Origin of the sequence: Klebsiella sp. GG_Kp146, from assembly GCF_040061975.1 — a bacterium.
In the GTDB taxonomy this organism is placed as follows: domain Bacteria; phylum Pseudomonadota; class Gammaproteobacteria; order Enterobacterales; family Enterobacteriaceae; genus Klebsiella; species Klebsiella quasipneumoniae.
On sequence record NZ_JBEAHA010000004.1, the window covers coordinates 114,000 to 126,144 of the forward strand.

General features: G+C 59.9%; 10 protein-coding genes. 7 read left to right on the forward strand and 3 right to left on the reverse strand.

Features of this window, described 5'->3' with window-relative positions:
- The first annotated feature begins 55 nt into the window (after nucleotides 1-55).
- From ABLU95_RS06560 to yejF, 5 genes are all read left to right on the forward strand, one after another.
- The gene (locus ABLU95_RS06560) at nucleotides 56-1,618 is read left to right on the forward strand and encodes a cyclic di-GMP phosphodiesterase (RefSeq protein WP_080901701.1); all 1,563 of its coding nucleotides are present in this window, start codon (nucleotides 56-58) and stop codon (nucleotides 1,616-1,618) included.
- A gap of 68 nt (nucleotides 1,619-1,686) precedes the next feature.
- Nucleotides 1,687-3,492, forward strand: a complete 1,806-nt coding sequence (locus ABLU95_RS06565) for an extracellular solute-binding protein (protein WP_080901700.1) — start codon at nucleotides 1,687-1,689, stop codon at nucleotides 3,490-3,492.
- Between the two features lie 9 nt (nucleotides 3,493-3,501).
- A complete protein-coding gene (locus tag ABLU95_RS06570; protein WP_080901699.1) occupies nucleotides 3,502-4,596 on the forward strand; it encodes a microcin C ABC transporter permease YejB in 1,095 nt (364 codons plus the stop codon).
- Nucleotides 4,596-5,621 (forward strand): microcin C ABC transporter permease, encoded by a 1,026-nt coding sequence (locus ABLU95_RS06575; RefSeq protein ID WP_348879082.1) that lies wholly within the window; start codon nucleotides 4,596-4,598, stop codon nucleotides 5,619-5,621. The genes ABLU95_RS06570 and ABLU95_RS06575 overlap by 1 nt, the downstream gene beginning before the upstream one ends.
- A gap of 1 nt (nucleotide 5,622) precedes the next feature.
- Nucleotides 5,623-7,212, forward strand: a complete 1,590-nt coding sequence (gene yejF, locus ABLU95_RS06580) for a microcin C ABC transporter ATP-binding protein YejF (protein WP_348879083.1) — start codon at nucleotides 5,623-5,625, stop codon at nucleotides 7,210-7,212.
- A gap of 3 nt (nucleotides 7,213-7,215) precedes the next feature.
- Here yejF and ABLU95_RS06585 read toward each other — a convergent pair whose 3' ends face one another.
- The 3 genes from ABLU95_RS06585 to rsuA form a co-directional block, all read right to left on the reverse strand.
- Nucleotides 7,216-7,560 carry a YejG family protein gene (locus ABLU95_RS06585; protein ID WP_002912974.1) on the reverse strand — a complete coding sequence of 115 codons (345 nt, stop codon included), beginning with the start codon at nucleotides 7,558-7,560 and terminating at the stop codon, nucleotides 7,216-7,218.
- Nucleotides 7,561-7,890: 330 nt separating this feature from the next.
- Nucleotides 7,891-9,087 (reverse strand): Bcr/CflA family multidrug efflux MFS transporter, encoded by a 1,197-nt coding sequence (locus ABLU95_RS06590; RefSeq protein WP_023290465.1) that lies wholly within the window; start codon nucleotides 9,085-9,087, stop codon nucleotides 7,891-7,893.
- Nucleotides 9,084-9,803, reverse strand: a complete 720-nt coding sequence (rsuA, locus tag ABLU95_RS06595) for a 16S rRNA pseudouridine(516) synthase RsuA (RefSeq protein WP_023290466.1) — start codon at nucleotides 9,801-9,803, stop codon at nucleotides 9,084-9,086. The genes ABLU95_RS06590 and rsuA overlap by 4 nt, the downstream gene beginning before the upstream one ends.
- A gap of 147 nt (nucleotides 9,804-9,950) precedes the next feature.
- Between rsuA and ABLU95_RS06600 the strand changes: the two genes are divergently transcribed.
- Nucleotides 9,951-11,708 (forward strand): DEAD/DEAH box helicase, encoded by a 1,758-nt coding sequence (locus tag ABLU95_RS06600; RefSeq protein WP_032453539.1) that lies wholly within the window; start codon nucleotides 9,951-9,953, stop codon nucleotides 11,706-11,708.
- 136 nt (nucleotides 11,709-11,844) lie between these two features.
- Entirely contained in the window at nucleotides 11,845-12,129 is a 285-nt protein-coding gene (gene rplY / locus ABLU95_RS06605; RefSeq protein ID WP_004201664.1) for a 50S ribosomal protein L25, read from the forward strand.
- Nucleotides 12,130-12,145: the final 16 nt, after the last annotated feature.

Here is a 12,145-nt window from a genome sequence, read left to right on the forward strand (position 1 = left end):
AAACGACGACTGACAACCCGTTGCTGCGCATCAATAACACGGAAAGACTATAGCTATGCTGACTCGCTACTTTTCGCCCCAGCGTAAAACCTGGCTAACCAGCCTGTGCGTGGGCATTATCGTCGCGCTACTGGCTGGCAGCATTCAGTTTATGGTGATTTACCATAACCGGGCCGAGCGTTTCGACGCCATTATCAACAATGTTAATACCTATCTGAAAAGCTATTTTCACGACCTGCGCCAGACCATTGACGGCCTGCAGCCGCTCGTGGACCAGCCCTGCGAGAATATTGACTCCGGGCTCACCTCCCACGCCGCGTTCAGCCCTAACGTCCGCGCTTTTCTGCTGGTCAAAAACGGCGTGGCCTTTTGCTCCTCGGCAACCGGCGCCATGAATACCCCCCTCACCCAGCTGATCCCGGCCATTGATATCCGCAAACCCCTTGATATGGCGATTTTGCCAGGCACGCCGATGATGCCGAAGAGCGCGGCGCTGGCACTATGGGTAGGCAAACCCGGTGATGAAAACAGCGGCATTTTCGTGTCGATTAACGCCAATCTCACGCCGTATATCCTCTATTCCGCACGGCAGAATGATTTCAGCGGTATTGCGCTGGTCATCGGCCACACCGCTATCTCCACCTTCAGTAACCGGCTGGTGGATCCGCAAACGCTGCATAATGTGCCGATCCGCGAAGTGCAGATCGACGGTTTCCCCCTCAAGGTCTACCTGTATGCCAACAGCTGGCTGGCGGAAAATACGCAGTTTGCTCTGCTGCTCGGGGTGGTGTGCGGCCTGCTGGCGGGGCTGCTCTGCTATTACGTGCTGTCGATCAAATCCGATCCGCGAAAATCCATTCTGCTGGGGATCAAAAACAACCAGTTCTACGTCGTCTATCAGCCGGTGGTGAATGCCCAGACTCTGCGTATCAGCGGCGTGGAGGTCCTGATGCGCTGGCGCCATCCGGTGGTGGGCGAAATTCCGCCTGACGTCTTTATTAACCTCGCGGAAACCCAGCAGATGATCGTGCCGCTGACCGATCACCTGCTGGCGCTGATCGCCCGCGACGCGCCGGCGCTGAAGCGTATTCTGCCGCACGGCGTCAAGCTGGGGCTCAATATTTCCCCAGCCCATCTTCAGGCCGACAGCTTCCGCGACGATATGCTGCGCTTCGCCGCCGCGCTGCCCGCCGGCCATTTTCACGTGGTGCTGGAGGTCACAGAGCGGGCGATGATTGACAAAGAAAAATCGGTCGCTAACTTCGCCTGGCTGCACCAGCACGGTTTTGAAATCGCGATCGATGATTTTGGCACCGGGCATAGCGCGTTGATCTATCTCGAACGCTATAACTTCGATTATCTGAAGATCGATCGCGGCTTTGTGCAGGCGATCGGCACCGAAACCGTCACCTCGCCAGTGCTGGATGCGGTGCTGACCCTCAGCCGCCGGCTGAAATTGATGACCGTTGCCGAAGGGGTGGAGACCCAGGAGCAGGCGGAGTGGCTCCGCGCTCAGGGAGTGCATTTCCTGCAGGGGTACTGGATCAGCCGGCCGCTGTCGCTGGCGGCGCTAGTGGCCGCGCACGATGAACCCGCGAATTATTTCACAACGCGTTAAGTCTCACTTATGATGCGGGAACAGAAGTCGGCCACGGGGGCCGGCTATGACAGGGTATTTTGCCGCCTATGTATGCGCGACTTTTTCTGCTTCTGCTTGCTCTGTTTAGCCTGAGCGCTAAAGCGCAATCCATTCAGGAAAGCGTCGCCTTCGCGATTATCGGCGAACCCAAATACGCCGCCGGTTTCAGCCATTTTGATTATGTTAATCCACAGGCGCCGAAAGGCGGCACCCTCACCCTGGCGGCGATTGGCACCTTTGACAACTTCAACCGCTACGCGCTGCGCGGCAATCCCGCGGTACGCACTGAGGCGCTCTACGATCCCCTGTTCACCACCTCGGATGATGAGCCCGGCAGCTACTATCCGTTGATTGCCGAACGGGCGCGCTACGCCGGGGACTATTCATGGATGGAGATCGCCCTCAACCCGCGCGCCCGTTTTCACGACGGCACGCCAATCACCGCCCGCGATGTCGCTTTTACCTTCAATAAGTTTATGACCGAAGGGGTGCCGCAGTTCCGCCTCTTTTATAAAGGCACCACCGTGAAGGCCATCGCGCCGTTGACCGTGCGTATCGACCTCGGCCAGCCCGGTAAAGAGAACATGCTGAGCCTGCTGAGCCTGCCGGTGATGCCCGAGGCGTTCTGGCGTCATCACAAACTCAGCGACCCGCTGTCAAAGCCGCCGCTGGCCAGCGGGCCCTACCGCATCAGCGCCTGGCGAATGGGACAGTATATTACCTATTCCCGGGTCGCCGATTACTGGGCGGCCGACCTGCCGGTCAACCGCGGTCGCTGGAACTTCGATACGCTGCGCTATGACTATTATCTTGACGACAACGTCGCTTTCGAAGCCTTTAAAGCCGGGGCCGTCGACCGCCGGGAAGAGACGGTCGCCAAAAACTGGGCCACCCGCTACGTCGGCCGCAACTTCAGCCGCGGCTACATCATTAAAGAGGAGTATGCCAACACCTCGGCGCAGGATACCCAGTGGCTGGCGTTCAATATTCAGCGCCCGGTATTCGCCGATCGCCGGGTGCGGGAGGCCATTACCCTGGCGTTTGATTTTGAATGGATGAACAAGGCGCTGTTTTACAGCGCGTATCAGCGCGCCAACAGCTATTTCCAGAACACCGAATATGCCGCCCGCAGCCTGCCCGACGCGGCCGAGCTGGCCCTGCTGACGCCGATGAAAAACGAACTGCCCCCCGAGCTCTTCAGCCAGGTTTACCAGCCGCCGGTCTCCCGCGGCGATGGCTTCGACCGCGCCAACTTACTCAAAGCCGACGCCCTGCTTAACGCGGCGGGCTGGACGGTGAAGAACCAGCGCCGGGTTAACGCCGCCACCGGCAAGCCGCTGCGTTTTGAACTGCTGATGCCGGCCGGAAGCAATGACCGCTGGGTGCTGCCGTTTCAGCACAACCTGCAGCGCCTGGGGATCGTCATGGATATTCGTCAGGTGGATAACTCGCAGTACAGCAACCGCCGCCGCAGCCGCGATTACGACATGATGCCGAGCCTGTGGCGCGCCATGCCCTGGCCGGGGACTGACCTGCAAATCTCCTGGGCGTCGGACTATATTCACTCCAGCTACAACGCGCCGGGGGTGCAAAGTCCGGTGGTGGATAAACTGATTGCGCAGATCCTGCAGTGGCAGGGTAATAAGCAGAAGCTGATCCCGCTTGGCCGGGCGCTGGACCGCGTCCTCACCTGGAACCACTACATGTTGCCGATGTGGTATATGGCGCAGGACCGCACCGCGTGGTGGAATAAATTCTCGTTCCCCCAAACCCGCCCCATTTATTCGTCCGGCCTTGATACCTGGTGGTATGACGCGAACAAAGCGGCCACCCTCCCCGCGGACAGACGCTAAGGACATACCATGGGCAGCTACCTGATCCGCCGTTTGCTGTTAGTGATCCCCACCCTGTGGGCCATCATTACCATTAACTTTTTTATTGTACAGATCGCTCCCGGCGGCCCGGTCGACCAGGCCATCGCCGCCATCGAATTTGGTCAGCACGGTGGAATGCCAGGCGCCGGCGACGGCGGGATGGGCGCCAGCCATGCCCGCACCGGCGCCGGCAATATCAGCGAGGGTCACTATCGCGGGGGGCGCGGCCTCGATCCGGAAGTCATCGCCGAGATCACCCACCGCTACGGCTTCGACAAACCGCTGCACGAGCGCTACCTGAAGATGCTGGGCGATTATCTGCGCTTTGATTTTGGCGACAGCCTGTTTCGCAGCGCCTCCGTACTGCAGCTGATTAAAGACAGCCTGCCGGTCTCGGTGAGCCTCGGGCTGTGGAGCACGCTGATCATCTATCTGGTCTCCATTCCGCTGGGCATCCGCAAAGCCGTCAGCAACGGCAGCCGCTTTGACATCTGGAGCAGTACGCTGATTATCATTGGCTATGCGATCCCCGCCTTTCTGTTCGCCATCCTGCTGATCGTGATTTTCGCCGGCGGCAGCTATTTCGACCTCTTCCCGCTTCGCGGTCTGGTCTCGCCAAACTTCGACACCCTCCCGTGGTATGAAAAGATCCTCGACTATCTGTGGCACATCGCCCTGCCGGTGCTGGCGACGGTGATCGGCGGCTTTGCCGCCCTGACCATGCTGACTAAAAACAGCTTCCTGGACGAGATCCGCAAACAGTATGTAGTCACCGCCCGCGCCAAAGGCGTCGGTGAGAAACAGATCCTCTGGGGACACGTGTTCCGCAACGCCATGCTGCTGGTGATCGCCGGTTTCCCGGCCACCTTTATCAGTATGTTCTTTACCGGCTCGCTGCTGATCGAAGTGATGTTCTCCCTGAATGGTCTGGGGCTGCTGGGCTATGAAGCGACGGTCTCCCGCGACTATCCGGTGATGTTCGGCACGCTCTATATTTTCACCCTGATCGGCCTGCTGCTGAATATCGTCAGCGATATCAGCTATACGCTGGTCGACCCGCGTATTGATTTTGAGGGCCGCTAATGTCGTTCTTCAGTCCCGTTAATCAGGCCCGCTGGGCGCGCTTTCGCCACAACCGTCGCAGTTACTGGTCGCTGTGGCTGTTTTTAATCCTCTTCCTCTGCAGCCTGGGGGCTGAGCTGCTGGCCAACGATCGGCCGCTGCTGGTGCAGTACCGGGGCCAGCTGTACGTTCCGGTGTTAAAAAACTATACCGAGCAGACCTTCGGCGGCGCATTCGCCACCGCCGCCGACTATCAGGATCCCTGGCTGCAGCAGCAGCTGGCCAGCCACGGCTGGGCGCTTTGGCCGCCGGTGCGCTTCGGCGCGACGACGATCAATTTTGCCAGCACGGTTCCTTTTCCATCGCCGCCCTCGGCCAGCAACTGGCTCGGCACCGACGCCAACGGCGGCGATGTGCTGGCGCGGATCCTTTATGGGACGCGCATCTCGGTACTGTTTGGTCTGCTGCTGACGCTGTTCTCCAGCGTGCTGGGGGTGCTGGCCGGTGCGATACAAGGTTATTACGGCGGTAAAATCGACCTCTGGGGGCAGCGTTTTATCGAAGTCTGGTCCGGTATGCCGACGCTGTTTCTGATCATCCTGCTCTCCAGCGTCGTGCAGCCGGGCTTCTGGTGGCTGCTGGCGATCACCGTCCTGTTTGGCTGGATGACGCTGGTGGGCGTGGTGCGCGCTGAATTTCTCCGCACCCGCAACTACGACTACATCCGGGCGGCGCAGGCGTTAGGGGTCAGCGACCGGCAGATCATCCTGCGGCATATGCTGCCCAACGCGATGGTAGCGACCCTCACCTTCCTGCCTTTTATTCTCTGCAGCTCTATTACCACCCTGACGTCGCTGGATTTTCTCGGCTTCGGCCTGCCGCTCGGCTCGCCCTCCCTCGGCGAGCTGCTCCTGCAGGGCAAAAACAACCTGCAGGCGCCCTGGCTGGGCATTGCCGCGTTTCTCTCTGTCGCCGTGCTGCTGACGCTGCTGATTTTCATCGGTGAAGCGGTGCGCGACGCCTTTGACCCCAGTAAGGCGGTGTAATATGACCCACCCGCTGTTAGCTATCGACAATCTCTCTATCGCCTTTCGCCAGCAAGGGGAGACGCAGACCGTCGTGCATAATCTGTCGCTCGAGGTGGCGGCCGGCGAAACGCTGGCCCTGGTGGGGGAATCCGGCTCCGGTAAGAGCATCTCCGCCCTGTCGGTGCTGCGGCTGCTCCCTACCCCGCCGGCCAGCTACCCCAGCGGCGATATCCGTTTTCATGGCCAGTCGCTGCTGCATGCGGATGAGGCGACCCTGCGCGGCGTGCGCGGCAACCGGATCGCGATGATCTTTCAGGAGCCGATGGTGTCGCTCAATCCCCTGCATACCCTGGAAAAACAGCTCTACGAGGTGCTGTCGTTACACCGGGGAATACGCAAAGAGGCGGCGCGCGGAGAGATCCTCGACTGCCTGGAGCGCGTCGGGATCCGTCAGGCGCTGCGGCGGCTGGCGGACTATCCGCACCAGCTCTCGGGCGGCGAGCGCCAGCGGGTGATGATCGCCATGGCGCTGCTGACGCGCCCGGAGCTGTTGATCGCCGACGAGCCGACCACCGCCCTCGATGTGTCAGTGCAGGCGCAAATTCTGCAGCTGCTGCGCGAGCTAAAGCGGGAGCTGAACATGGGGATGCTGTTTATCACCCATAACCTGAGCATCGTCCGCCAGCTGGCTGACCGGGTGGCGGTGATGCAGAACGGCCGCTGCGTGGAGCACAATCACTGTCGGGCGCTGTTTAGCGCGCCGGCCCATCCTTACACCCAACGCCTGCTGGATAGCGAACCGGACGGCGAGCCGGTGCCGCTGGCCGCCGATGCCCCGGTGCTGCTGCAGGCGGAGGCGTTACAGGTGGCGTTCCCCATTCGCCGGGGGATCCTGCGTCGGGTGGTCGATCACCATCGGGTGGTCAATGATCTCCATTTCCAGCTACGGGCCGGCGAGACGCTGGGTCTGGTGGGAGAATCGGGTTCCGGCAAAAGCACGACCGGTCTGGCGCTGCTGCGCCTGATCCCCTCCGAAGGCAAGATAACCTTTGCCGGCCAGCCGATTCAGGGACGCGGTCGCCGACAGCTGCTGCCGCTGCGCCGACAGATGCAGGTGGTTTTTCAGGATCCGAACTCGTCGCTCAATCCGCGCCTGACGGCGCAGCAGATCATTGAGGAGGGCCTGCGCGTCCACCAGCCGACGCTGACGGCGGCTGAACGCGAACAGGCGGTGATCCTTGCCATGCAGGAGGTCGGCCTCGACCCGGCCAGCCGCCAGCGCTACCCGGCGGCTTTCTCCGGCGGCCAGCGCCAGCGTATCGCCATCGCCAGAGCGTTAATCGTCAAGCCGCAGCTGATCGTCCTCGACGAGCCGACTTCCTCGCTGGATAAAACCGTTCAGGCGCAGATCCTGAATCTGCTGAAAGCGTTACAGCTGAAGCATCAGCTGGCCTATATTTTTATCAGCCATGATTTAGGCGTGGTGCGCGCGCTGTGTCACCAGGTGATGGTGCTGCGGCAGGGAGTGGTGGTCGAGCAGGGCGAGTGCCAGTCCGTCTTCAGCGCGCCCCGGCATGAGTATACCCGCCAGCTGCTGGCGCTAAGCTGACGGTCAGAAAGGGTTATTGCCGGAGAAGGGCTCGGCGATCGCCACGCCAAAGTTTTTCAGACGACAGGTGGCGGCAAACTCATCCTGCAGATTAACGAACAGACAGGGCTCGCCTTCGCACTCAAGAACGGAACAGTCGACTTCGATGTCGCTTAACGCCTGGCTGAGCTTATGCATCACCGGCCAGGCTTTTTCACCGTCCGGACTCAGCAGCTTCAGGGCGACGAGACTGTTTTCGTTCTGCGCGCCGTTTTGCGGAATCGGTTCAACTCTGGAACCCGCAAAACCGGCCAGCCAGCGATAGCTCTGCGGCAGACGGTGTACGATAGAGAGTTGTTGTGTATTCACGTGGTTTCCCCGGAAGCAAAAGGCTTCACAATAAATTTACATCAATATTAACACACTGTTGACAAATAGTCCTGCTCAGACGCAGAAAACGTTTACAGCCGCGGCGGCCCAGGGTTAAGCGCTTATATTCCAGCGTGTTATTTTTTAACCCGGCAAGCCGATTGGCGCTATATGTACCCGTTTCTGTGATCCAAAACAACTTTTTTATCGCAACAATGCGACTTTTTACACTAATTGATTTTACATAAAGGAAACAAATCGCAGAACCCTGAAGCCCATTGCGGTTGACGTGCATCAAGAAAGGGGCGATTTCGCCCCTGAAAATGTGACCTAGCGTGCGATTTTTCGCCGGCGGGAAGCGTAAAGGGAGAAGAAAATAGAGCTGGTGGCGCAGAAGGCGATGGAGATCAGCATCGGCCAGGCGGTGGTAAAGGTGGCCATCGACAGCAGCGCGCCGATAATCGCCCCGATACCAAAGCGGAAAGTCCCCGCCAGCGACGAAGCGGTGCCCGCCATATGCGGAAACTCATCGAGGATCACCGCCATAGCGTTCGACGACACCATCGATACGCAGCCAACGAAGGCCGCCACGCCGATGACCAGCGACCAGAAGCCGACGTCGAGCAGGGCGCAAACCACCATCCACACCGCCATGGCAAACTGGATCCACAGCCCGGCGCGGAACATGCGCAACGCCCCTACCCGCCGCACAAACCGGCTGTTGAACATGGTCATCAGGAACAGAAAGACAATGTTCAGCGCAAAATAGTAGCCAAAGTGCTGAGGCGCGACGTGGTTAATATTGATATAGACGAAAGGCCCGGCGCTAAGAAAAGAGAACATGCCCGCGAAGCTGAAGCCGCTCGCCAGCATATAGCTCAGGACCCGCTTATGGCGGAACAGGGTGGCAAAGTTACCCATCGTGGTGCGCAGGTGGAACGGCTGACGCCTTTCAGCCGGCAGCGTTTCGCGGATAAACAGGCCGATCATCAGCGACGCCAGCAGGGCCGCCAGGGCGAGGATCCAGAAGATGGCATGCCAGCTGAACCAGACCAGCACCGCCCCGCCGACCATCGGCGCCACCAGCGGCGCAATGGTCGTCACCAGCATGACAAACGACATCATCCGCGAAAACTCATCTTTCGGATAGATATCGCGCATCAGGGCGTTGATCACCACGCTGGCCGCCGCGGCCGCCAGACCGTGGAAGAAGCGCATGGCGATCAGCATCTCGATGGTCTGCGACAGGGCGCAGGCCACCGCCGCCGCGGCGAAGACCAGCGTTCCGCCGAGGATCACCGGCTTGCGGCCGAGGCTGTCAGCCATCGGACCGTACAGCAGCTGCCCCAGCGCAAAGCCGAGGATATAGGTGCTGAGAGTCATCTGCGCGCTGCCGTCCGGCACGTGGTACTGGGCAGCGATCACCGGCAGGGCCGGGAGATACATATCGATCGACAGCGGCATCAGCATGGCCAGCAGGCCAAGGATAAAGACAATCCCCAGAGACGAATTTTGCTTCAGCGTCACGTTTTGCTCCGTGGCTGCGGGGCGCCCACGCTGGCGATTTCCGCTTCCGTCAGCGGACGATATTCACCCGGCGCCAGAGATTCATCCAGCAGGATGTCGCCGATGCGTTCCCGATGCAGGCCAACCACGTGGTTGCCCACGGCGGCGAACATGCGTTTCACCTGATGGTAGCGGCCTTCGCTAATGGTGAGGCGCACTTCGGTCGGAGTGATAACTTCCAGCACCGCCGGTTTGGTGAGATCTTTTTCGTTATGCAGCTGGACGCCTTTGGCAAACAGCTCCGCGGTCCCTTCCGCCAGCGGGCTTTCCAGCGCCACCAGATAGGTTTTTTCACAGTGGTGTCGCGGCGAGGTAATGCGGTGCGACCATTGGCCGTCATCGGTCATCAGCACCAGTCCGGTGGTGTCGATATCCAGCCGACCGGCGGCATGCAGCTTATGCGCCACCGGCTCGTCGAGGAAATAGAGGATAGTCGGATGATCGGGATCGTCGGTGGAACAGACGTACCCCTGCGGCTTGTTGAGCATAAAATAGCGCGGGCCGTTCTGCTGGGTCAGCGTGTTCCCGTCATACTCCACCTCGTGCTCCGGCTGAAGCTTAAAGGAAGCATCTTTTACAATGTCGCCGTCCACGGTAACGCGGCTGCCGCGGATTTCACGCCCGGCAATAGCCCGGCTGACGCCAAGCTGCTGAGCGATAAACTTATCAAGTCGCATGAGATTTTTTTAGCCTGTCAAAGTGCTGGAGCGGGCAAATCGCCCGAAAAAGAAGAAATTCACTGGCTAGTATAACGGGCTCTTAACACCACTCAAGGGAAAAGATTCATGGCATACTATTCGCGAGTTAATTAGCCCCGTGAATTCATGACTTTTACATTACGTCCCTACCAACAAGAAGCCGTCGATGCCACCCTCGCCTGGTTTCGTCGCCATACCGAGCCGGCGGCGATTGTCCTGCCCACCGGCGCGGGCAAAAGCCTGGTGATCGCCGAGCTTGCCCGACTGGCCCGCGGCCGCGTGCTGGTGCTGGCCCACGTCAAAGAGCTGGTGGCGCAGAATCATGCTAAATACTGCGCCCTTGGCCTCGAGGCGGATATCTTTGCCGCCGGACTGCAGCGTAAAGAGAGCCACGGCAAAGTGGTGTTCGGCAGCGTGCAGTCGGTGGCGCGTAATCTGGCGCAATTTCGCAGCGAGTTTTCGCTGCTGATCGTCGATGAATGCCACCGCATCAGCGATGATGACGACAGCCAGTATCAGCAGATCATCAGCCACCTGCGGCAGGTCAACCCGCAGCTCCGGCTGCTCGGCCTGACGGCGACCCCGTTCCGCCTCGGTAAGGGGTGGATCTATCAGTTCCACTACCACGGGATGGTGCGTGGCGATGAAAAAGCGCTGTTCCGCGACTGCATCTATGAGCTGCCGCTGCGCTATATGATTAAGCACGGCTACCTGACGCCGCCGGAACGCCTCGATATGCCGGTGGTACAGTACGATTTCAGTCGCCTTCAGGCGCAAAGCAACGGCCTGTTCAGCGAAGCCGATCTTAACCATGAGCTGAAAAAACAGCAGCGTATCACCCCACATATCGTCAGCCAGATCGTGGAGTTCGCCGAAAGCCGCAAAGGGGTGATGATCTTCGCCGCCACCGTGGAGCACGCCCGGGAAGTGACCGGCCTGCTGCCGGCAGGCCAGGCGGCGCTGATCACCGGGGAAACCCCGGGTCCGGAACGAGATCGCATCATCGAGGCGTTTAAAGCGCAGGCGTATCGCTATCTGGTGAACGTCGCGGTGCTGACCACCGGCTTCGACGCCCCGCACGTCGACCTGATCGCCATCCTCCGCCCCACCGAGTCGGTGAGTCTTTACCAACAGATCGTTGGCCGCGGCCTGCGCCTGGCGCCGGGAAAAACCGACTGTCTGATCCTCGACTACGCCGGCAACCCGCACGACCTGTACGCCCCGGAAGTGGGGACGCCGAAGGGCAAAAGCGACAACGTGCCGGTGCAGGTCTTCTGCCCGGCCTGCGGCTTCGCCAACACCTTCTGGGGCAAAACCACCGCCGACGGCACCTTGATTGAGCATTTTGGCCGCCGCTGCCAGGGGTGGTTCGAAGACGACGACGGCCACCGCGAACAGTGCGACTTCCGCTTTCGTTTCAAAAACTGCCCGCAGTGCAACGCGGAAAACGATATCGCCGCCCGCCGCTGCCGGGAGTGCGACACCATTCTGGTTGACCCGGACGACATGCTGAAGGCGGCGCTGAAGCTGAAGGACGCGCTGGTGCTGCGCTGCAGCGGCATGGCCCTGCAGCACGGTAGCGACGAGAAAGGCCCGTGGCTGAAAATCACCTACTACGATGAGGACGGCGCCGACGTCAGTGAGCGCTTCCGTCTGCAAACGCCCGCCCAGCGTACCGCCTTTGAGCAGTTGTTTATCCGCCCGCATACCCGCACGCCGGGCGTGCCGCTGCGCTGGATAACGCCGGCGGATATCGTGGCCCAGCAGGCGCTGCTGCGCCATCCGGACTTTGTCGTCGCCCGCATGAAAGGCCAGTACTGGCAGGTGCGGGAAAAAGTGTTCGATTATCAGGGGCGTTTTCGCCGCGCCAACGAGCTGCGTTAATCACCCGAAAGCTGAGGTTTTGATTGCCCGTGTGTCGTTTGGCGGCTATAATGCCGCCCGCTTTTGCATTCGCAAAGCAGATAATCCGCCTGTTGCTGGGTCGCCTGTAGCAGGCTTTATATATAGAGAGACATCAATGTTTACTATCAACGCAGAAGTACGTAAAGAGCAGGGTAAGGGTGCGAGCCGCCGCCTGCGCGCAGCTAACAAGTTCCCGGCAATCATCTACGGTGGCGAAGCTGCTCCGGTTGCTATCGAACTGGACCACGACAAAGTTTGGAACATGCAGGACAAAGCTGAGTTTTACGGCGAAGTTCTGACCGTCGTGGTTGATGGCAAAGAAGAAAAAGTCAAAGTTCAGGCTGTTCAGCGCCACGCGTTCAAGCCGAAACTGACTCACATCGACTTCGTTCGCGCATAATCGCCGATAGCAAGTT